Raw genomic sequence first — 21,344 nt, forward strand, 5'->3', positions numbered from 1 at the left:
TCAAATCTCCTTGGTCAAGCGAGTGTTGTCTTCGTGCTCGCCCTCGGCCGGATCGTCGGCTGCGGACAGCGGACGCGCCGGGGTGCGTTTCTTGCCTGGACCACCGTCCGGCGTTTCGCTGCCTTCGCTGATCTTCGGCCCTTTGCGCACCAGGCGCATCATGTAGCCAAGACCGGCGCCGAACAGGGCGAAATAGACCACGACGAACATGATCAGAGTGATGCTCATCTGCATGAAACTGTGGTTGGACGAAGCATCGGCAGTGCGCATCAAGCCGTAGACCACCCATGGCTGACGGCCGATTTCCGTGGTGAACCACCCGGCGAGAATCGCGATCAGGCCGGACGGCCCCATCCACAAGGCCAGATGCAGGAACGGCCGCGAGGTATACAGCGAGTCACGCTTGCGCAGCCACAGGCTCCACAACCCGGTGAAGATCATCAGGAAACCGAGGCCGACCATGATCCGGAACGACCAGAACACGATGGTCGAATTCGGCCGGTCTTCCGGCGGGAATTCCTTCAGCGCCGGCACTTGTTTATCCAGCGAGTGGGTGAGGATCAGGCTGCCGAGGTAGGGAATCTCCACTGCGAACTTGGTGCGTTCTTCTTTCATGTCCGGCCAGCCGAACAGGATCAGCGGCGTCGCCTCGTCGCCATGGTTTTCCCAGTGGCCTTCGATCGCGGCGATTTTCGCTGGCTGATGCTTGAGCGTATTGAGCCCGTGGAAGTCGCCGATCACTGCCTGGATCGGCGCGACGATCAACGCCATCCACATCGCCATCGACAGCATGGTGCGGATCGCCGGGTTGTCCCTGCCGCGCAGCAGGTGCCAGGCCGCCGACGAGCCGACGAAGAACGCCGTCGCGACGAACGCGGCCGTGGCCATGTGCATCAGCCGGTAAGGGAATGAGGGGTTGAAGATGATTGCCAGCCAGTCGGTGGGGATCACCTGACCGTTGACGATTTCAAAACCTTGCGGGGTCTGCATCCAACTGTTGGAGGCGAGAATCCAAAAGGTCGAAATCAGCGTGCCGATCGCCACCATCACCGTCGAGAAGAAGTGCAGGCCGCGCCCGACCTTGTTCCAGCCGAACAGCATCACGCCAAGAAAACCGGCCTCGAGGAAGAACGCTGTGAGCACTTCATAAGTCAGCAACGGCCCGGTGACGGCACCGGCGAAGTCGGAGAACCGACTCCAGTTGGTGCCGAACTGATAGGCCATGACCAGCCCGGAAACCACGCCCATGCCGAAGTTGACGGCAAAAATCTTCGACCAGAAATGGTAGAGATCGCGGTAGGTGTCGTTGCGGGTCTTCAGCCACAAACCTTCGAGCACTGCCAGGTAACTCGCCAGGCCAATGGTGATGGCCGGGAACAGAATGTGGAACGAGATGGTGAACGCGAACTGAATTCGGGCGAGATCGAGAGCCTCTAAACCGAACATATGGCTTCCTCTGTCAGGTAATACGGGTAGCTGGCCCGGAGGCCTGCACCACTGCCCCCACGGATATGGAGTGCGGCGAATTCGGATTCGTTCTTTTTTTGCAACCATCGCAACGCAGGGAGTCTGGCCAAATGGCCGCCAGATCAGTTCCGGTCGGGGTCTTGATCTGGATCAAGCAACGTTGAAAGAGTAGTCCCATTTCTGCCAATGAACTGCGTGGTGGTTTGCCGCGTGACAAGTTGCCTCACTCTCCTGTGGCCAAGGGATTTATCCCCGTTGGGTCGCGCAGCGGCGCCAAAATCTCGAAGCGACGACTGCTGCGCAGCCGAACGGGGATAAATCCCCTCACCACAGGGTTGATTGTCAGCATGAAAGATCAATGTCTGGCTAAGTGAATTGTTTCTCGTAGCAACTTCCTGTTACAGACTGGTGATAATCTCGCCGTTCACTCGTCCAAGACCTGCCTTCAGATGCCCACACAAGAGCCCCTGCTGTTACGTCACCATCGTCCGTTCATGGCTTTCTGGCTGGCGCGGATTTTCACCGCCAGCGGTTTTCAGATGCTTACAGTGGCGATCGGCTGGAACCTGTATCAACTGACCGGCAACGTGCTGGATCTAGGTTTGGTCGGGCTGGTCGAATTCGCCCCGCGCGTGCTGTTCATGCTGCACACCGGGCATGTCGCGGATCGCTATGACCGGCGCAAGGTCGCCGCGCTTTGCCAGTCGTTGCAGGCGTTGATTGCCTTGGCGCTGGCTATCGGCAGTGCCACCGATCACGTCACCCGCGAGATGATTTTCATCCTCGCCTTTCTGCTCGGCGCCGCTCGTTCGTTCGAAATGCCAACGACACAGGCGCTGCTGCCCAGCATCGTCCCCAGTGCGCTTTTTCCCCGCGCAGTTGCCGCCGCGCAATCGGCGCAACAGTCGGCCACTATCGTCGCGCCGGCCCTCGGCGGCTTGCTGTATGCATTCGGCAGCGTCTGGGTCTACGGCCCGACCGTGCTGCTGTACGTGATCGCCTGTTCGCTGATGCTCAACCTGCCGGCACGCCAGACGCCATTGAATAAAGGCAAAGCCACGCTGGACTCGCTGCTGGCGGGGATTCGCTTCATCCGCAGCCGCCCGGACATCCTCGGCGCGATCTCGCTGGACCTGTTTGCCGTGTTGCTCGGCGGCGCCACGGCGTTGCTGCCGGTGTTCGCCAAGGACATTCTGCTGACCGGCCCGTGGGGCCTTGGCCTGTTGCGCTCGGCGCCGGCGGTGGGTGCATTGCTGATGTCGCTGTTTCTCGCGCGATTTGCCGTGGAACGCAATGTCGGCCGGGTGATGTTCACCGCCGTCGGCGTCTTCGGCGTCGCCACCATCGCGTTTGGTTTGTCGACCTCGTTCTGGTTCTCCCTGGCGGTGCTGGTGGTGCTCGGCGCAGCGGACATGATCAGCATGGTCATCCGTGCCTCGTTCGTACAACTGGAAACCCCCGACGAAATGCGCGGCCGGGTCAGCGCGGTCAATGGCTTGTTCATCGGCGCTTCCAACCAGTTGGGCGAATTCGAATCCGGCCTCACCGCCCACTGGTTCGGCACCGTGCCGGCAGTGGTCATGGGCGGGATCGGCACGCTGGTAGTGACGGGGACGTGGATCAAACTGTTTCCGACGTTGGCAAATCGGGACCGGATGCATGTGCCGGTGGAAGAGAAGGCCTGAGTTTTTTGGAAAAAACTCACCTGCTCAGCACATATCAAACGACAACGTGCGGTACATAGTTACCGCACTGAGTGTAATGTATCGCCTTACACTCGCCGCCATGATCAAATCCTTTCAGCACAAAGGCCTTCGTGGCTTCTATGAAACAGGTACGACTCGTGGAATTCGTGCCGACCATGCAAAACGGCTGTCGCGCATGTTGCAATTCATGGATCGAGCGACACTTCCCGGCGATCTGGACTTGCCGGGCTGGCGCCTGCATCCGTTGAAAGGCGAGCTGAGTGAATACTGGTCGCTCAGCGTTTCAGGCAACTGGCGAGTGATTTTTCGTTTTGTCGGTTCGGATATCGAATTGGTCGATTATCTGGACTACCACTGACTGGAGGCAGGCTCATGCCCATGCACAACCCGCCACACCCCGGTGAAACCCTGCTGCTGGATGTCTTGCCTGAGCTTGGCCTCAGTGTGAGCGAGTTGGCCCGGCATCTGGGTTTTGCGCGCCCTCACCTTTCTCGCGTGCTGCACGGGCACGCACCGATCAGCCCGGACCTGGCAGTGCGACTTGAGCGTGCAGGGATTGGCAAGGCGCGCGTGTGGCTAGGCGTTCAAACCGACTACGACCTGTGGCAAGCAGAGCATCGCGAGCAACCGAAGATTGAACCCATCGCTGCCCACGGCTGATCCTTCAGGCCATCAACTCCCCCGCCACCCTCGCCCGCAATGCCTTGCCACTGAGCTGCTCGACCAGGGTCAAGGCAAATTCCAGCGCCGCGCCCGAGCCTTGGGCGGTGATGCAGTTGCCGTCGACCACCACCGGTTGATCAACAAACGTACAGCCGGACAACTGATGGCTGGCGCCGGGCAGGCAGGTCATGCGTCGCTGGCGCAGCACGCCTGATGCTTGCAGCGCGAGAGCCGGAGCTTCGCCGATGGCGGCGAACAGGCGGCCGGCGCTGGCCTGGTCCTTGAGCAACTGCTGCAAGGGCTGATGCGCCGCCAGATGCTGCGAGCCGACGGCACCGCCCGGCAGCACGATCAGGTCGAAGCTCTGCGCGAGCACATCGACCAGCATGCCATCGGCGGTCAGGCGGGTGCCGCGCGCGCAGGTCAGCATGCGCCGGCCTTCGATGCTGGCGGCGACCACTTCGATGCCGGCGCGGCGCAGCACGTCGATCAGGGTCACGCTTTGCAAATCGTCGATGCCCTCGGCGAGGGCAATCAGGGCTCTGGAAGTCATGGGCGCTTTCCGCTGGGTGGTCTGTAAAGCGTAGTCAGCTTTGTCCCACCCTGTTCGAAGACAGCCGTTACTTGATGTAAAGCTGGGTCGATAGCGTGTTGCGCGGGGCGTTGATCGAGGTGTTGCTGAAGCTGAAGGTGCCTTCCTGTTTGCCGGCCAGATCGAAGGTATAAAGAGAACCGACGGTTTTGCTGCCAGGCGTGCACTCGGTGAGGTTGCCATTATCGAAGGCGCACACCGGGCCTCGGGTGCCGTTGACCTCGAAGCCATCCAGAGTCACGTGTGGCTGATTCTGGCCATAGCCGACTTCCAGCACGTAGACCTTGATGTTCGGACCGCTGTGATTGCACTGGGTTTGCGGCTGGTTATCGGCAATATCTTCCAGGCCGCAGGACGGTGATTGAACCTTAATCACCTTCACCTCGGTGAGCGGAGGCGCCGAGGCCGCGAACGCCGGAGCTGTCAGCAGCAGTGCTGCAATCCATCCGAAAATCCTGATCCAACCGTTGCGCATGCCTGCCCACTCCAAAAAATCAGCGCGCAGTATGGCGCAGTTGTCGGCTGCGCAAAACTTCGCCGACGATCGACACCAACATCCGCCAAATTCCTCACGCGGCTGGTATGATGCGCGGCTTTTTCCGGCCCACGACAATTTTCCAGGCGCTTGCGACGGTCTGTGCTTTGCTGTTGAGGTCGATACATTCACGGCGCCACGCGCGCCACGGGGAGCAGACATGCTGGAAAGGCTGTTTCAACTCAAGGCACACAACACCAACGTGCGCACCGAAATTCTTGCGGGCGTCACGACTTTCCTGGCCATGGCTTACATTCTGTTCGTCAACCCGAGCATCCTCGGCGAGACCGGCATGGACAAGGGCGCGATTTTCGTCGCCACCTGTCTGGCGGCCGCCATCGGCTCGACCGTAATGGGCCTGATCGCCAACTACCCGATCGCCCTCGCTCCGGGCATGGGCCTGAACGCCTTCTTTACCTACACCGTGGTGCTGCACATGGGCCACACCTGGCAGGTGGCGCTGGGTGCGGTGTTCATTTCCGCCGTGCTGTTTTTCCTGCTGTCGATCTTCCGCATCCGTGAATGGATCATCAACGCCATTCCGCTGCCACTGCGCTCGGCGATCGCCGCCGGTATCGGCCTGTTCCTGGCGCTGATCGCCCTGCACAACGCGGGTATCGTGGTCAGCAACCCGGCGACCATGGTCGGCCTCGGCGATCTGACCAAGCCGGCACCGATTCTGGCGACCGTCGGCTTTGCCGTGATCGTAGCTCTCGAAGCACTGAAGGTGCGCGGCGCGGTGCTGATCGGCATTCTCGCCGTAACCATCGCCTCGATCGTACTGAACGTCACCGAGTTCGGCGGCATCATGTCAATGCCGCCGTCGCTGGCGCCGACCTTCCTGCAACTGGACATCAAAGGTGCGCTGGACATCGGTCTGGTCAGCGTGATCTTCGCTTTCCTGTTCGTCGACCTGTTCGACAACTCCGGGACCCTGATCGGCGTCGCCAAGCGCGCCGGCCTGATGGGCAAGGACGGCCACATGCCGAAAATGGGCCGCGCGCTGATCGCCGACAGCACGGCGGCCATGGCCGGCTCGCTGCTGGGTACTTCGACCACCACCAGTTACATCGAATCCGCTGCCGGCGTCAGTGCCGGTGGCCGCACGGGCCTGACCGCCATCGTCGTGGCAATCCTGTTCCTGCTGGCGCTGTTCTTCTCGCCCCTGGCGGCCAGCGTTCCGGCATTCGCCACCGCGCCAGCGCTGCTGTTCGTCGCCGTGCTGATGACTTCGGGCCTGGCGGAAATAGACTGGGACGACATCACCGTGGCAGCACCGGTTGTGGTCACCGCACTGGCGATGCCGTTCACCTATTCGATCGCCAACGGCATCGCCTTCGGCTTCATCGCCTGGACTGCCATCAAGCTGCTGTCCGGCCGTGCCCGTGAGCTGAACCCGGCGCTGGTGATCCTGTCGATTCTGTTTGTGATCAAGTTGGGTTGGTTCAACGCATGACTTTCGATTCCCAAGCCTACGCCGAACAACTCGAAGCCAAGGTCACGCGTTTGCGTGAACTGCTGGCACCTTTCGATGCACCCGAGCCGACGGTGTTTGACTCGCCTCTGCAGAACTTCCGCCTGCGCGCCGAATTCCGCCTGTGGCGCGAGGGCGGCGAACGGCATTACGCGATGTTCTCCCAGGACGACAAGCGCACGCCGATCCTCATCGAGGAATTTCCGATTGCCAGCCTGCGCATCAACCAGTTGATGCCGCAGTTGAAGGCCGCGTGGCAAGCCAGTTCGGCGCTGAGCCACAAGCTGTTCCAGGTCGAATTCCTGACCACGCTGGCCGGCGACGCGATGATCACCCTTTGCTATCACCGTCCGCTGGACGAGCACTGGCATGCGGCGGCAACTCAGTTGTCGGCAGATCTGGGCGTGAGCATCATCGGCCGCTCCAAGGGCAAGCGCGAAGTGCTCGGCCAGGACTATGTCGTCGAGAAACTCGAAGTCGGCGGCCGCACCTTCAGCTATCGCCAGCCCGAAGGCGCGTTCACCCAGCCCAACGGCACGGTGAACCAGAAGATGCTCAATTGGGCATACGAAGCCTTGGGCGATCGCAGCGACGATCTGCTCGAGCTGTACTGCGGCAACGGCAACTTCACCCTGCCGCTGGCGACTCGCGTGCGCAAAGTGCTCGCCACCGAGATCAGCAAGACTTCGGTCAACGCGGCCCTGAGCAACCTCAGCGAAAACGCTGTGGATAACGTCACGCTGGTGCGTTTGTCCGCCGAGGAACTGACCGAAGCGCTCAACGAAGTGCGCCCGTTCCGCCGCCTGCAAGGCATCGATCTGAAGAGCTACGAATTCGGCAGCGTCTTCGTCGACCCACCACGCGCCGGCATGGACCCGGACACCTGCGAACTGACCCGGCGCTTCGACAACATCCTCTACATCTCCTGCAACCCGGACACTCTGGCGGCCAACATCGCCCAGTTGCATGACACCCACCGCATTACCAAGTGCGCATTGTTTGACCAGTTTCCGTGGACCCATCACATGGAATCCGGTGTGCTGCTGACCCGGCGTTGATTGCGGGTATCTGATACGCAAAAGCCGTCATGATTGACGGCTTTTTTGTGGGTGCTATGGCGCAATATCAGTTTTGCGTGGACGCCCGCCTTTCTTGCCATTGGCTCGTGCGGCTGCAGATTTGGCAGCACTGCTTTGACGCCCGTTGCGCGAGGCGACGACCGACGCGGCCATCCGCATAAGCGGCGGGCTCGCTGAAATCATTCCGGCAATGGAAATATCCAGATCCTTGCCCTCATGGCACAGCGCAGTGCCGGCGAAGCCGATCGTCAGACTTGCATAATCGGCCGCTTCGAACCCCGCGAATTCGGGATACAGCTTCACCGGAAGCAACACACCGCTGCCGTCCTCGAAACGAATGACCAAAGAGGATTCTTCGAAACTCACTGACACGGCCTGCAAACTATTGGCCTGTCGTACTTCGCCAAGTGTGATGGCGGCATCGAGCATCTCTTCCGTCAGGGGGCGATGCACCGACGGTTTTGCCTTGATGACCTTCATAATTCGATCTCAACTCCTTCCAATTTGCCGATCAAGGACAGCAGCACTTTGTCTTCATCGGGGTCATAGCGCGCCGATCCGATCCTGTAGGTCTCGTCGGTGACTGGTTTCATTACGGGCACTTCGTTTGCCTGGCAGTCCCATATCTGATTATCGAGACAAGCGGTCTTCACGGCCGACCACCAGATCCCTCGTGCTCTACGCAAATGCGCCGGTTGTCCAAGTGACAGACACAAGCCGTTAAGCACAGTGAGCGGTGGTCGTCGGGACAGCGGCACGACATCCCACAGATCAACTTCGTTGTGCCAGAAGCTGAACCGGAAGCGGGCATTCCAGGCACCCGCATCTACATGGGCGTGCGGTGGGCAGTGTTCGTCTCTCAACATGATGCGAATCGACATTCCCTTGTAGCTGCATATCTTCATGCTAACCCATCCGTTAGGTTAATGGATTTCAAGATCTCGAATTTCCTTTCGAGTCCGACGATCGGTTGCAACCGCGAACGTGGCGGAGGTCATCCAAGGCTAGCGGGCATGGGGGTCGAGGCCTGAGAAATGAACGGAAAAAACGTAAGAAAAGCTGTCGTTACGTTTTGAAATCAGGACTCGCCTGAATATGGCTGTGCGATCACCGAACATAAAACGCGCGTGGCATTCCTGTTCAATTGACCGATGTAACCATCTAGTACATTTTACCTCCACAGGCTGAAACCTCTCGGCCCATGCCAAAAACAATAAGTGGAGTTACCCCAATGTCCCCTATCGTTCTGGTGCTTAACGGCCCGAACCTGAACCTGCTTGGCACCCGGGAGCCGGCGACTTATGGTCATGAAACCCTGGCGGATATTTCCGCGTTGTGTGGTCGCGCGGCTGATGAGTTCGGCCTGACCGTTGAGTTTCGCCAGACCAATCATGAAGGCGAGCTGCTCGACTGGATTCACGCTGCGCGCGGCCGTTGCGCCGGGATCGTGATCAATCCGGCGGCGTGGACGCACACGTCCGTGGCGATTCGCGATGCGCTGGTCGCCAGTGAATTGCCGGTGATCGAGGTGCACCTGTCCAATGTCCACGCCCGTGAGCCGTTCCGTCATCATTCGTTTGTTTCCGGCATTGCCACGGCGGTGATGTGCGGGTTCGGCAGCCATGGCTATCGCCTGGCGCTGGAGCATTTCGGTCAGCGGTTGCAGAGGTAAGAACCATGTCGCGTTCCAGAGTGATACTCGCCGGGCTGATCGGCGCCGGGATTCAGGCTTCACGTACACCGGCACTGCATGAGCACGAAGGTGATGCGCAGGGCCTGCGCTATCTGTACCAGCTCATCGACCTCGATCAATTGCACCTCGATAGCACGGCCCTGCCCGACTTGCTGCAGGCGGCGGAGCGAATGAATTACACCGGGCTGAACATCACCTTCCCGTGCAAACAGGCGGTCATCCCGCTGCTCGATGAGTTGTCGCCGGAAGCCCGTGGCATCGGCGCGGTGAACACGGTGGTGTTGAAGGACGGCAAGCGTGTCGGCCACAACACCGATTGCCTCGGTTTCGCCGAGGGTTTTCGCCGGGGTCTGACAGACGCTGCCCGTGAACGCGTCGTCCAGATGGGCGCCGGTGGCGCTGGCGCGGCGGTGGCCCACGCGCTGCTCAGCGAAGGCGTACGGCAATTGACGATTTTTGATGTCGACCGCGAGCGTGCCGAGAGCCTGGCAAGCAACCTGAATCAACATTTCGGCCCCAGTCGCGCGCAGGCCGGACTGGATTTGCCCGGGGCGCTGGAGCAGACCGATGGTCTGGTCAACACCACGCCGATGGGCATGGCCAAGCTGCCGGGTTCACCAGTGCCGGCCGGGTTGCTGCGCAGGGAAATGTGGGTCGCGGAGATTGTGTATTTCCCGCTGGAAACCGAACTGCTGCGCGATGCCCGCGCCTTGGGCTGCCGCACCCTGGATGGCGGCAACATGGCGGTGTTTCAGGCGGTGAAGGCGTTTGAATTGTTCAGCGGCGTGGTGCCGGATGCGCAGCGCATGCTTGAGCATTTTCAAAGCATGAATGGCTGAATTTCAAAGCGGCCCCTGTGGGAGCGAGCCTGCTCGCGAAGGCGTCGATTCAGTCAACGAACAGGGCGACTGACACACCGCTCTCGCGAGCAGGCTCGCTCCCACAGGGGAGATCGAGTCAGGCCTTCAGGTAGCGCAACACCGATTCGCAGATCATCTCGCGGTGGCGCTGCTTGATGGTTTCGTCCGGCAGGTCGATCTGGAAGATTTCCCCCAGCGTGTGGCGGTTCGACACGCGATAGAAGCAGAACGAACTGATCAGCAGATGCACGTCCAGCGCATCGATGCCACGCCGGAACAGACCTTCGTCCGCGCCTCGCTGCAGAATCCCGCCCAAGGTGTCGAGGATGGTGTTGTTCAGCGCCTTGATCGCATCGGAACGCTTCACGTACTCGGCGTTGTGGATATTTTCGATGCTGACGATGCGCACGAAATCGACGTTGTGATCGTGGTGATCGAAGGTGAATTCCACCAGGCGGCGGATCGCCAGCTCGGGCGGCAGCTCATCCAGATGCAGACGGTTCTCCGTGCTGCGGATATCGCCGTATAGCTTCTCCAGCACCTCGACGTACAACTGCTCCTTGCTGCCGAAGTAGTAATAGATCATGCGCTTGGAGGTGTGGATGCGCTCGGCGATCGCGTCGACGCGGGCGCCGGACAAGCCCTGCTGGACGAACTCGACGATCGCCTCCTGCAGGATGTTCTCACGGGTCTTTTCCGGGTTGTTCTTGCGACTCTTGCGCGGCACTGCGTCGGACTCGACAGCAGCGGCGGAAAGTTCTGAATTCATGGTCATCGCGGGCTCACGGCCATCACTGCACAAGCGGCGATTATGGGCCGCGCGGGACAGTGAAGGAAGCCGCGCAGCCGGTGTTTGATCCCGCGTTTACGAATTCCCTACAACTTCGCCTGACGCACCGCACCGCTGCGGGATTTGGCCATCGCCGCCAGCCGCACCGCGACGTTGGCCGCGCCGTAGCCGGCATAGCCATTCTTGCGCTGGATGATCTCGAAGAAGAACCGCCCCTCGAACGGCTCGGTGTAGACATGAAACAACTCGCCGCCCTGGGCATCACGGTCGTAGAGCACGTTGTAATAGGCCAGTTCGCTGAGGAATTCATCGTCGAAATCGAAACGCGCCGCAAGGTCGTCGTAGTAGTTGAGCGGGATGTCCAGCAGCGGCACGCCGGCCTCTTTGGCGCGACTGACCTGGGCGAAGATGTCGTCACAATCGAAGGCGATATGGTGCACACCGGAGCCGCGATAACTCGATAGCGCATGCGAAATGGCAGTGTTGCGGTTCTCGGAGATGTTCAGCGGGAGCCGGATCGAACTGTCGCGACTGCGCAAGGCGCGGCTCTTCACCAGACCGTACGGATCGGGCAAGACCACTTCATCGTCAGCTTCGAAATCCAGCAGGCTTTTATAGAACAGCACCCAACTGTCGAGGCTGTCCGCCGGCAGCGCCATGGCCATGTGATCGATACGCTTGAGACCGCCGCCGGTCTGCGCGTCCGGCAACAGATTGAAATCGGTGCCGTACACGTCGGCGTCCGCATCGACCAGATAAATCAGGCTGCCGTCCGGTGCGCGCACCGCCGCCAGCTCCAGTTCATTCGGCCCGACCAGCCCGCGATAGGGCTGCCCCTTGTAAGCGACGGCGCGGGCCAGCGCACTGGCGCTGTCCTTGACCCGCACGGCCGTGGCGCACAGCGACGGGCCGTGGGCTTCGAAAAAGCTGTGGGCGAACGAATACGGCTCGGAGTTGAGGATCAGGTTGATATCGCCCTGACGCAGCAGGCTGACGCTCTTGGAGCGATGCTGCCCGGCCTTGGCAAAGCCGAGGCGTTGCAGCCAGTGACTGAGCTTCGCGCCCAGCGCTTCGTCGACGGCAAATTCGAGAAATTCCACGCCGTTGTATTCGCTGGCCGGCGGCGTTTCGAAAAGAATTTCACGGTTGGCCACCGGCGGCGCTTCCTGCTCGAGACGCTGGCGGGTCTTCTCTTCCAGATACAGCAGCGAGCGCAAACCGTCGGCGGCGTTGGCCCGTGGCGGCGCGGCGCGGAAGCCGTCGTTGAAGATTTCCAGCGACAGCGGCCCGGTATAGCCACTCTTGATGATCGGTGCGAGGAAACCCGGCAGATCGAATTCGCCCTGCCCCGGGAAGCAACGGAAATGCCGGCTCCACTCCAGCACATCCATGGCCAGGATCGGCGCGTCGGCCATTTGCACGAAGAAGATCTTCTCGCCAGGAATGTCGGCGATCGCGCTGGGATCGCCCTTCAGCGACAAGGTGTGAAAGCTGTCGAGCAGCACGCCGAGGTTGGGGTGATCAGCCTGACGGACGATGTCCCAGACCTGCTGATAGGTATTGACGTGACGGCCCCAGGCCAGCGCTTCGTAACCGATGCGCAAGCCACGGGCGCCGGCGCGTTCGGCCAGCAGGCGCAAATCATCGACGAGGATTTGTTGATCGCCGACACTGTCCGGCGAGGCGTTGCTGCAGACCAGCACCAGGTCGGTGCCAAGTTCCTGCATCAGGTCGAACTTGCGCTCGGCACGCTCCAGGTTACGCGCCAAGCGATCGCGGCGGCAGCCTTCGAAGTCACGGAACGGCTGAAACAGGGTGATGGCGATCCCCAGATCGGCGCACATCTGTTTAATTTCCCGGGGACTGCCGTCGTAGTACAGGAGGTCGTTTTCGAAAATCTCCACGCCGTCGAACCCGGCGGCGGCAATGGCTTCGAGTTTTTCCGGCAGGGTGCCGCTCAAGGAAACGGTGGCAATGGAACGCTGCATGTTTCAACTCCCGGACTGCGCCGCTTTATCTTTACTGTAGGAGCTGCCGAAGGCTGCGATCGTTTGATCTTGATTACCAAAACAGCAAAATCAAAAGATCGCAGCCTTCGGCAGCTCCTACCAGGGAATGGGTTTTTATAGTGAGGGAAATTATTGGCTGCATCCCTGCGCGCAGCAATTTAAAGTGTACTACCCGGTTAGTTTTGCGTGCGATTATCGAACACTAAGGCGATTTGGCGAATTGACGATTTTTTGTTCACTGCCCAACATCGGTTGCACATCGAGTCCGGCCACTAACCACCGGGCAAGGTGTTCGACAGAAAAGAACACCAAATAACAAATCCAAAAACGGGTGGAACACATGATTCCTTCACAGACTTCCCGCATGGCTCCGGCCATGAGCACTGCCACGGGTGGCATAGGCGACAAGATCCGCGGCGCCATGGCTGTCGGCAAGACCCGCTGGGGCATGCTGGCGCTGGTGTTTTTCGCCACCACCCTCAACTACATCGACCGCGCCGCACTCGGCGTCATGCAGCCGATTCTCGCCAAGGAAATGAGCTGGACGGCGATGGATTACGCCAACATCAATTTCTGGTTCCAGGTCGGCTACGCGATCGGTTTTGTCCTGCAGGGACGTCTGATCGACCGGGTCGGCGTCAAGCGCGTGTTCTTCTGCGCCGTACTGCTCTGGAGCCTGGCCACCGGCGCCCATGGCCTGGCGACCTCGGCGGTCGGCTTCATGGTCTGCCGCTTCATCCTCGGTCTGACGGAAGCGGCCAACTACCCGGCCTGTGTAAAGACCACGCGCCTGTGGTTCCCGGCCGGTGAACGTGCAGTCGCTACCGGCATTTTCAACGCCGGCACCAACGTCGGGGCGATGTTCACGCCGATGCTGCTGCCACTGGTCCTGCATGTGTGGGGCTGGCAAGCGGCGTTCCTGTGCATGGCGGCACTCGGCGGCATCTGGCTGCTGTTCTGGGGCTTGAAGTATTTCAATCCGGAAGATCACCCGACGGTGAAGCAGTCGGAACTCGATTACATCCAGCAGCAAGTCGAACCGGAACAGGCCCGCGTGCCGTTCAGCAAGATCCTGCGCATGCGCGGCACCTGGGCCTTCGCCCTCGCCTACTCGCTGACCGCGCCGGTGTTCTGGTTCTATCTGTACTGGCTGCCGCCGTTTCTCAATCAGCAATACAACCTCGGCATCAACGTGACGCAGATGGGCATTCCGCTGATCATCATCTACGTCACGGCTGACTTCGGCAGTATCGGCGGCGGGATTCTGTCTTCGTTCCTGATTGGCCGCGGCATGAACTCGATTAAGGCGCGGCTGCTGTCGATGTTGCTGTTTGCCTGCTGCATCATCGGCGTGGTGATGGCCGCCGGCTCGGCGAATCTGTGGGTGGCGGTGGCGGCGATCTCGCTGGCGATCGGCGCGCATCAGGCCTGGACTGCGAACATCTGGAGCCTGGTGATGGACTACACGCCCAAGCACATGATGAGCACGGTGTTCGGCTTCGGCGGCATGTGCGCGGCGATCGGCGGGATGTTCATGACCCAGATCGTCGGCCACATCCTCACCGTCACCAACAACAACTACACGGTGCTGTTCACGCTGATCCCGGCGATGTACTTCCTCGCACTGACGTGGATGTACTTCATGGCACCGCGCAAGATTCCGACCGTTACCGAATAACCTGCCTGCATACATCCCATTGTGGGAGCGAGCCTGCTCGCGAAGGCGTCACGTCAGCCGCTGAATATGGCGACTGACCCACCGCTTTCGCGAGCAGGCTCGCTCCCACAAGTTGTACCGGGATCCGCTCTTCAGCGCCGGCTCTGCTGCCACGCTGCCGCCAATCCGCTGCAACAGATCACCGCGATACCGATTACCGTCAACCCGCTCGGGGTGTGATGGAACAGCAGCCAGCCCAACAACCCGGCAAAGACGATCTGGCAATAGCCGAACGGCGCCAGCAATGCCGGTGCGGCGTGACGGAAGGCCTGGGTCAGGAACAGATGCGCCGTCATCCCGCAACTGCCCAGCGCCAGCATCAGAGCGGCGTGAGTCCACGTCGGCACTTGCCAGAAGAACGGCACCAGCGCGCTCATCACCAGGGTATTGCACAGCCCGGCGAAGAAATTGCTGGTGGTCGGGCTGTCCACTTCGGCGAGCTTGCGCGTCAGCAATTGGTAGAAGCAGAAGAACAGCGCCGAGCAGAACGGCAGCAGGATCGCCGGGGTGAACAGTTCGCCGCCCGGGTGGACGATGATCAGCACGCCGATGAAGCCGCAGATCACCGCGATCCACTGCCCGCGCGTCACCCGTTCCTTGAGCAGCGGCACCGATAACGCCGTCACCAATACCGGTGCGAGAAAGTTGACCGCCGTGGCTTCGGCCAGCGGGATGTACAGCAGCGCCGTGGTGAAAAACAGGCTGGTGCCGAGCAGGCACAGGGCGCGGGCGAGCTGCCATAACGGTTTTTTCGTGCGCAGCACGCGCAAACCGGACTGCGGCAGGAAAATCCCCGCCATCAACAAGGTGTGCACCACATAGCGCGCCCACACCACCATCACGATCGGATAAAAACCGGAGAGGTATTTCGACAACGCGTCGTGGCTGGAAAACAGGAACGTCGCCACGACAATCAGCAGAATCCCCTTGAAGGGCTGGTTGACACCGGAGAGCGGGGTGCTGACGGTCATTGGCAATCTCTGAAAAAAAATCCGGGCGAGCGTTCGCGCTGGCGGCAATCGTTGTGGCAATCATAGTCGGCCGAGCTTTCAGCAACCGCACAGGTTGCACTCTTCTGCGCCGGGAAACCGCCGCCAGGCAAAACCTTGAGGCAAGATTCCCGCCACTTCGGCGCCCGGCCAGTGTGCAACATCACAGACTGCCGTCGAAACAGCGGGTTCATGACTTCGACGGAAGAAATTCCTCTCGGGATTGAATTCACGGCCCGCTCGACCGTCAATACCAGGCCCGCACCATGTGGGCGCGTGTGCATGGACGGACGACCGGACTGGCGCCACACTCACACAGCGGCAACACTCATCACCAGCAGATTCATCACCGGCAATAAAAGAGGATTCCCACATGCTATGGAAAAAAGGCCGACGCAGTGACAACGTCGTCGACGCCCGGGGTGATGATGCCGGCGGTGGCGGCGGCATGCGCTTCGGTGGCGGCAAGGGTCTGAGCCTGACCGCTATTGTGCTGATTGTCGGCATCGGCTGGCTCACCGGCCAGGACCCGATGCAGATCCTCGGCCAGTTGACCGGGCAGATGGAGCAACCGGCGGCTACTTCGCAAACCCGCCAGGCGCCACCGGCCAATGATGAACAGGCTGAATTCGTCCGCTCGATCCTCGGCGACACCGAAGACACCTGGGGTCCGATCTTCCAGCAGGCCGGACGCCAATACAAAGACCCGACACTGGTGCTGTTCAGCAATCGGGTGAACTCCGCGTGCGGCATGGCCACTTCTGCCACCGGCCCGTTCTATTGCCCGGCCGACCAGAAGGTTTATCTGGACATGGCCTTCTTCCAGGAAATGTCGCAGCGCTTCAAAGCCGCTGGCGATTTCGCTCAGGCTTACGTGATTGCGCACGAAGTCGGCCACCATGTGCAGACGCTGCTGGGCGTCTCGGCGAAGATGCAGGCGGCGCGTCAGCAAGGCCGGCAGATGGAGGGCGACGGCGGCGTGCTGGTTCGTCAGGAATTGCAGGCCGACTGTCTCGCTGGCGTCTGGGCATACAACGCGCAAAAACGCCTGAACTGGCTGGAACCGGGCGACATCGAGGAAGCCTTGAACGCCGCCAACGCCATCGGCGATGATCGCTTGCAGCAACAGGGTCAGGGCCGTGTGGTGCCGGACTCGTTTACCCACGGTACGTCAGCGCAAAGGGTGCGCTGGTTCAAAACCGGATTCGCGCAAGGCCAGGTAAGCCAGTGCGACACCTTCGCGGCGAAAACCCTGTAAATGCATAAATGGCTTGTGGCGTTACTGTTCATCGTCGGCACCGCGCAAGCGGCCGGCGTAGATGCGATCAGCCCCGGTCGCCTGCAACTCAAGGCCGGGGAAATGGCAGTGGGCATCGGGCCGGCACCGGAAAAGATCGAGCGGGTGCTGATCGTCATTCACGGTCGCCTGCGCAACGCCGAGACCTACCGCAAAAGCGCGGAAAGTGCCGCCGAACTCGCCGGGCAGACCGCGCACACGCTGGTGATCGCTCCGCAGTTTCTCAATGAAAGTGACGTCACCCTGTATTCCCTGCCGCCGACGGTGCTGCGCTGGCAGGGCAACGAGTGGATGGGCGGCGGCTTGTCCACCGGGCCGAATCCGCTGAGTTCCTACGCAGCGCTGGACGAAATAGTCGCGCGGCTCAGCGATCGCAAACAGTTTCCGGACGTGAAGCAGATCGTGATCTTCGGCCACTCCGGCGGTGGTCAGGTGGTGCAGCGTTACGCCCTGCTGGCCAAGGATCAGCCGGCGCTCAAGGCCAACGGCATTCGCTTGCGCTATGTGGTGGCCAATCCTTCTTCTTATGCGTACTTCAACGAGCAGAGGCCAGTGGCGTTCGATCACGCGCAATGTCCTGGCTTCAATCGCTGGAAGTACGGTCTGGCGGACATGCCGGTGTATGCCGGCGGGCAAACGCCGTTGCAGGTCGAGAGCGCTTACGTCAAACGCGAGGTGATTTATCTGCTCGGCCAGCAGGATGTCGACCCGGAACATCCGGCGCTGGACAAGAGCTGCGCGGCCGAGGCGCAAGGGGCTTACCGCTTGATGCGCGGGAAGCTGTATTTCGGTTATTTGCTGCGTCGCCATCCTGAGGGGGTCAATCAACGGCTGATTGAAGTGCCCGGGGTCGGGCATGACGGCGATGGAATGCTGACGTCGGCGGAGGGGCAGAAGGCGTTGTTCGATCAGTGAGTTTTTTGCTGAATCCACCGGCCCCTTCGCGAGCAGGCTCGCTCCCACATTTGGAATAACTGCCACATTTGGCATGCATTCCACTGTGGGAGCGAGTCTGCTCGCGAAGGCGTCCGATCAGACAACAACCATCTCAGCCCTGCAGCATCCGTCGCAACTCAACACAATCCTTCGCATGCCAATCGGTCAATTCCGGCCACGGGTTATCCGGCAGATTAACCAACACCGTCCGCGCCCCCGCTGCTCGGCCGCAATCCAGATCAAAGCGGTAATCGCCGACCATCACCATGTCACTGGCCGGCACTTGCCAGGCATCGGCCAGTTTCAGCAAACCGCCGGGATGCGGCTTTGGTGGTGCTTCGTCGCGACCCAGCACATCCTCGACCGCAAAGCAGTCGGCCAGGCCGATCGCCTCCAGCGTGACATGTGCCAGCTCCCGCGCATTGCGCGTGAGAATGCCGAGGCGATAACCGCGCGCATGCAGGTCGCGCACCAGCTCAACCGCGCCGGTGGCCGGGGTCGAGCCCAGCGCCAGATCGCGCTCATGCTCGAGCAACCAGGCATGCTTGGCCGCCGCTTCATCCGCTGGCAATGCAGCGAGATGGGTGAGGATGTCGTCCTCGGGCGGAATCGCCAGCGCCACACGAATCGCCGCGAAATCATGCACGGCGACAGTCAGCGTGCCGTCCATGTCGAACACCCAATGACGAGCCTCGGTCAGGCTCATGCCCAGTCCTTGCGATGGCGGATCAGGCCTTCCTGAGTCACCGAAGCGACCAGTTGCCCGGCGCGGTTGAACACGCTGCCACGGGAAAAACCACGGGAGTTGCCGGCCCACGGGCTGTCCATCGCGTAGAGCAACCAGTCATCGGCGCGCAGATCATTGTGGAACCACAGCGCGTGATCGAGGCTGGCGACCTGCATGTCTTTCTGCCAGACCGACTTGCCGTGGGGCAGCATCGAAGTGGTCAGCAGGCCGAAGTCCGAGGCGTACGCCAGCAGGTATTTGTGCAGCGCAGGAATGTCGGCCAGGGCGCCATCGGCGCGGAACCACACATATTTGATCGGATCGGCCGGTTGCGGGTTGTACGGATCCTTTTCGGTGACCGGGCGTACTTCGATCGGTTTCGGGCACAGCAGTTTTTCACGCATGTGCTCAGGAATCAGGTGCGCACGCTGCTGGATCAGCTCCAGCTCCGAGGGCAGGTTTTCCGGGCCGACCACCGCCGGCATCTGGCCCTGATGCTCGAAGCCTTTTTCGTCGTACTGGAACGAAGCGCTGCACGTGAAGATCGGGTGGCCCTTCTGGATCGCCGTCACGCGGCGGGTGCTGAAACTGCCGCCATCACGCACGCGATCAACCGAATAGACCACCGGCAACTTGGCATCGCCCGGGCGCAGGAAATAACCATGCAACGAGTGCACATGGCGCGCCTCTTCCACCGTCTGACTAGCCGCCGACAGCGACTGGCCGAGCACCTGACCGCCGAACAACTGGCGGAACCCCAGATCCTGGCTGCGACCACGGAACAGGTTTTCTTCGATCGGTTCCAGGGTCAGCAGATCGACCAGATCTTCCAGCACTTGGCTCATTCAGACTCTCCTCACACAAAGCAATGGCCGCGCAGTCTTGGCTGCGGCGGACGATTCAGGTTCTGGCACGGGCCAAATACGATGGCGGCCATTGTAAACGTCCGTGTCGGCTTATTCATGCAAGGTTTGCAGCCATTGTTCGCGGCTGATGCGATACAGAACATGGCGGCGCAACGGGTGATCGAGCGCAAGCCTGGGGTGATCGAAATCGTCCTGTGGATCGTGATGCATGCCGATCGCCTGCATGACCTTCTCCGACTGCGCATTCTGCCCGGCGGTAAACGAGACGATTTCCTCCAGTTTCAATTGGTCGAAACCCGCGCGCAGTGCCGTCCACGCCGCTTCGCTGGCGTAACCCAGGCCCCAGTGTTCCTTGGCCAGACGCCAGCCGATCTCCACCGCCGGGGTAAACGGCGCATCGAAGCCGACCACGCCCAACCCGGTGAAACCGATGAACTCGCCCGTGTCCTTGCGCTCCAGCGCCCACAGGCCAAAGCCGTGCTCGGCAAAATGTCCGCGCACGCGGCCGATCAATGCGGCACTTTCGAGCCGGGTCAACGGCGCTGGAAAGTAGCGCATCACCTGTGGATCGGCGCACATCGCGGCGAATGCCGGCAAATCCTCGTCCTGCCACTGACGCATCAACAAACGCGCGCTTTGCAGCTCCAGTATCGGCTCCATCGTCCCCTCCATTTCCATGCCGTTGAGTCTACATCGCTGGTAGGATCGTTCATTCTTTCCCTGGTTCTGCGCGAAACAAGCCATGCCCTTGCCGTTGATCTATCACGAAGACTACAGCCCCGAGTTTCCCGCGGATCACCGCTTTCCCATGGACAAGTTCCGGCTGCTGCGCGATCACCTGGTCGACAGCGGCCTGACCCGCGACGCCGACCTGCTGCGCCCGCAGATCTGCCCCAACGACATCCTCGCCCTCGCCCATGACCGCAGCTATATCGAACGCTACATGAGCGGCGAGTTGTCCCGCGAAGACCAACGGCGCCTCGGCCTGCCGTGGAATGAAGCGCTGGCGCGGCGCACCGTACGCGCAGTGGGCGGTTCGATCCTGGCGGCAGAGAAAGCCCTGGAGCATGGCCTGGCCTGTCATCTGGCCGGCGGCACCCATCACGCTCACTACGATTACCCCGCCGGATTCTGCATCTTCAATGACCTGGCGATCATCAGCCAGTACCTGTTGCAGAGCGGCCGGGTCAATCGCGTGCTGATCTTCGACTGCGACGTGCATCAGGGCGACGGCACCGCGCGGATTCTGCACGACACGCCGGAGGCGATTACCGTTTCCCTGCACTGCGAGAAGAATTTTCCTGCGCGCAAAGCCGAAAGTGACTGGGACATTCCGCTGCCCAAAGGCATGGGCGATGCCGACTATCTGCAGGTGGTCGATGACACGCTCAATTACCTGTTGCCGCTGTATCAACCGGATCTGGTGCTCTACGACGCTGGCGTCGATGTGCACAAGGACGATGCCCTCGGTTATCTGCAACTGACCGACGCCGGGGTGGCCGAGCGCGATGAACGGGTGATGCGCCATTGCCTGGGCCGCGACATCCCGGTGGTCGGGGTGATCGGCGGCGGCTACAGCAAGGATCGACACGCCCTCGCCCGCCGCCACGGCATCCTCCATCACAGCGCGCAACGGGTCTGGGATTCACACGGCTGTCATTGAACCGTGCTGCGTTACCCACAATCGCTGTGGAACTGGCTGTGGATAACCTGCGCGAAAGGGACTGCAGGCCATGCTGGGCATGGCGTACAGCGCGCTGTTTATTTTTTAACCAGACTCGAAATACACCGCAGCCCCTGTGGGAGCGAGCCTGCTCGCGAAAGGTTCAGCACACACAACATCTAATTGACTGACAGACCGCGTTCGCGAGCAGGCTCGCTCCCACATGGGGTCTCCCACAGGGTTCAGCGCTGTTAGAATGCGCGCCTTGTCCCGCCATACCG

Annotated in this window: 22 protein-coding genes; 11 read left to right on the forward strand and 11 right to left on the reverse strand. The window is 60.9% G+C overall.

The window, feature by feature from the left end; genetic code table 11:
* Window positions 1–1,446, reverse strand: a complete 1,446-nt coding sequence (locus tag ND528_RS23480) for a cytochrome ubiquinol oxidase subunit I (protein WP_024014409.1) — start codon at window positions 1,444–1,446, stop codon at window positions 1–3.
* Between the two features lie 470 nt (window positions 1,447–1,916).
* Here ND528_RS23480 and ND528_RS23485 point away from each other — a divergent pair, with 470 nt between their 5' ends.
* From ND528_RS23485 to ND528_RS23495, 3 genes are all read left to right on the forward strand, one after another.
* Window positions 1,917–3,152 carry an MFS transporter gene (locus ND528_RS23485; protein ID WP_212617183.1) on the forward strand — a complete coding sequence of 412 codons (1,236 nt, stop codon included), beginning with the start codon at window positions 1,917–1,919 and terminating at the stop codon, window positions 3,150–3,152.
* A gap of 100 nt (window positions 3,153–3,252) precedes the next feature.
* On the forward strand, window positions 3,253–3,531 hold the full coding sequence (locus ND528_RS23490) for a type II toxin-antitoxin system RelE/ParE family toxin (RefSeq protein WP_038861219.1): 279 nt from the start codon (window positions 3,253–3,255) through the stop codon (window positions 3,529–3,531).
* A 14-nt stretch (window positions 3,532–3,545) separates the two neighbouring features.
* Window positions 3,546–3,833: a HigA family addiction module antitoxin gene (locus ND528_RS23495; RefSeq protein WP_130912639.1), complete on the forward strand. Its 288-nt coding sequence runs from the start codon at window positions 3,546–3,548 to the stop codon at window positions 3,831–3,833.
* Between the two features lie 4 nt (window positions 3,834–3,837).
* Here ND528_RS23495 and ND528_RS23500 read toward each other — a convergent pair whose 3' ends face one another.
* Both ND528_RS23500 and ND528_RS23505 read right to left on the reverse strand, forming a co-directional pair.
* A complete protein-coding gene (locus ND528_RS23500; protein ID WP_212617184.1) occupies window positions 3,838–4,389 on the reverse strand; it encodes a DJ-1 family glyoxalase III in 552 nt (183 codons plus the stop codon).
* A gap of 67 nt (window positions 4,390–4,456) precedes the next feature.
* On the reverse strand, window positions 4,457–4,903 hold the full coding sequence (locus ND528_RS23505; RefSeq protein ID WP_130912641.1) for a DUF4879 domain-containing protein: 447 nt from the start codon (window positions 4,901–4,903) through the stop codon (window positions 4,457–4,459).
* Between the two features lie 220 nt (window positions 4,904–5,123).
* Between ND528_RS23505 and ND528_RS23510 the strand changes: the two genes are divergently transcribed.
* The gene (locus tag ND528_RS23510; protein WP_016773083.1) at window positions 5,124–6,419 is read left to right on the forward strand and encodes an NCS2 family permease; all 1,296 of its coding nucleotides are present in this window, start codon (window positions 5,124–5,126) and stop codon (window positions 6,417–6,419) included.
* Window positions 6,416–7,495, forward strand: a complete 1,080-nt coding sequence (trmA, locus tag ND528_RS23515; protein ID WP_263471335.1) for a tRNA (uridine(54)-C5)-methyltransferase TrmA — start codon at window positions 6,416–6,418, stop codon at window positions 7,493–7,495. The genes ND528_RS23510 and trmA overlap by 4 nt, the downstream gene beginning before the upstream one ends.
* Window positions 7,496–7,549: 54 nt before the next feature.
* Here trmA and ND528_RS23520 read toward each other — a convergent pair whose 3' ends face one another.
* Window positions 7,550–7,996, reverse strand: coding sequence for a DUF2442 domain-containing protein (locus ND528_RS23520; protein WP_122706020.1), 447 nt, complete (start codon window positions 7,994–7,996; stop codon window positions 7,550–7,552).
* Window positions 7,993–8,421 carry a DUF4160 domain-containing protein gene (locus tag ND528_RS23525; RefSeq protein ID WP_136494060.1) on the reverse strand — a complete coding sequence of 143 codons (429 nt, stop codon included), beginning with the start codon at window positions 8,419–8,421 and terminating at the stop codon, window positions 7,993–7,995. The genes ND528_RS23520 and ND528_RS23525 overlap by 4 nt, the downstream gene beginning before the upstream one ends.
* A gap of 326 nt (window positions 8,422–8,747) precedes the next feature.
* Between ND528_RS23525 and aroQ the strand changes: the two genes are divergently transcribed.
* Window positions 8,748–9,188: a type II 3-dehydroquinate dehydratase gene (aroQ, locus tag ND528_RS23530; protein ID WP_056790556.1), complete on the forward strand. Its 441-nt coding sequence runs from the start codon at window positions 8,748–8,750 to the stop codon at window positions 9,186–9,188.
* A gap of 5 nt (window positions 9,189–9,193) precedes the next feature.
* Window positions 9,194–10,048 (forward strand): shikimate dehydrogenase, encoded by an 855-nt coding sequence (locus tag ND528_RS23535; protein ID WP_263471336.1) that lies wholly within the window; start codon window positions 9,194–9,196, stop codon window positions 10,046–10,048.
* A 118-nt stretch (window positions 10,049–10,166) separates the two neighbouring features.
* Here the strand turns inward: ND528_RS23535 and ND528_RS23545 are convergent, their stop codons facing one another.
* On the reverse strand, window positions 10,167–10,844 hold the full coding sequence (locus ND528_RS23545) for a TetR/AcrR family transcriptional regulator (protein WP_016773079.1): 678 nt from the start codon (window positions 10,842–10,844) through the stop codon (window positions 10,167–10,169).
* A 101-nt stretch (window positions 10,845–10,945) separates the two neighbouring features.
* Window positions 10,946–12,847 (reverse strand): 3-dehydroshikimate dehydratase QuiC, encoded by a 1,902-nt coding sequence (gene quiC, locus ND528_RS23550; protein ID WP_122881735.1) that lies wholly within the window; start codon window positions 12,845–12,847, stop codon window positions 10,946–10,948.
* A gap of 361 nt (window positions 12,848–13,208) precedes the next feature.
* Between quiC and ND528_RS23555 the strand changes: the two genes are divergently transcribed.
* The gene (locus ND528_RS23555) at window positions 13,209–14,546 is read left to right on the forward strand and encodes an MFS transporter (protein ID WP_263471337.1); all 1,338 of its coding nucleotides are present in this window, start codon (window positions 13,209–13,211) and stop codon (window positions 14,544–14,546) included.
* A gap of 131 nt (window positions 14,547–14,677) precedes the next feature.
* On the opposite strand, the gene ND528_RS23560 is transcribed toward ND528_RS23555, so the two are convergent.
* Entirely contained in the window at window positions 14,678–15,556 is an 879-nt protein-coding gene (locus ND528_RS23560) for a DMT family transporter (protein ID WP_263471338.1), read from the reverse strand.
* Between the two features lie 391 nt (window positions 15,557–15,947).
* Here ND528_RS23560 and ypfJ point away from each other — a divergent pair, with 391 nt between their 5' ends.
* Both ypfJ and ND528_RS23570 read left to right on the forward strand, forming a co-directional pair.
* A complete protein-coding gene (gene ypfJ / locus ND528_RS23565) occupies window positions 15,948–16,832 on the forward strand; it encodes a KPN_02809 family neutral zinc metallopeptidase (protein ID WP_263471339.1) in 885 nt (294 codons plus the stop codon).
* Window positions 16,833–17,786: an alpha/beta hydrolase gene (locus ND528_RS23570; protein ID WP_263471340.1), complete on the forward strand. Its 954-nt coding sequence runs from the start codon at window positions 16,833–16,835 to the stop codon at window positions 17,784–17,786. It begins immediately after the preceding gene.
* Between the two features lie 133 nt (window positions 17,787–17,919).
* On the opposite strand, the gene ND528_RS23575 is transcribed toward ND528_RS23570, so the two are convergent.
* The 3 genes from ND528_RS23575 to ND528_RS23585 form a co-directional block, all read right to left on the reverse strand.
* Window positions 17,920–18,513, reverse strand: coding sequence for an HAD family hydrolase (locus ND528_RS23575; RefSeq protein ID WP_263471341.1), 594 nt, complete (start codon window positions 18,511–18,513; stop codon window positions 17,920–17,922).
* Window positions 18,510–19,379, reverse strand: coding sequence for an acyl-CoA thioesterase II (gene tesB, locus ND528_RS23580; protein WP_016773073.1), 870 nt, complete (start codon window positions 19,377–19,379; stop codon window positions 18,510–18,512). The genes ND528_RS23575 and tesB overlap by 4 nt, the downstream gene beginning before the upstream one ends.
* A 111-nt stretch (window positions 19,380–19,490) precedes the next feature.
* Window positions 19,491–20,060, reverse strand: coding sequence for a GNAT family N-acetyltransferase (locus tag ND528_RS23585; RefSeq protein ID WP_110603105.1), 570 nt, complete (start codon window positions 20,058–20,060; stop codon window positions 19,491–19,493).
* Window positions 20,061–20,142: 82 nt separating this feature from the next.
* Here ND528_RS23585 and ND528_RS23590 point away from each other — a divergent pair, with 82 nt between their 5' ends.
* A complete protein-coding gene (locus ND528_RS23590) occupies window positions 20,143–21,063 on the forward strand; it encodes a histone deacetylase family protein (RefSeq protein WP_122603856.1) in 921 nt (306 codons plus the stop codon).
* Window positions 21,064–21,344 lie beyond the last annotated feature (281 nt).

Origin of the sequence: Pseudomonas mercuritolerans (genome assembly GCF_025706525.1) — a bacterium.
In the GTDB taxonomy this organism is placed as follows: domain Bacteria; phylum Pseudomonadota; class Gammaproteobacteria; order Pseudomonadales; family Pseudomonadaceae; genus Aquipseudomonas; species Aquipseudomonas mercuritolerans.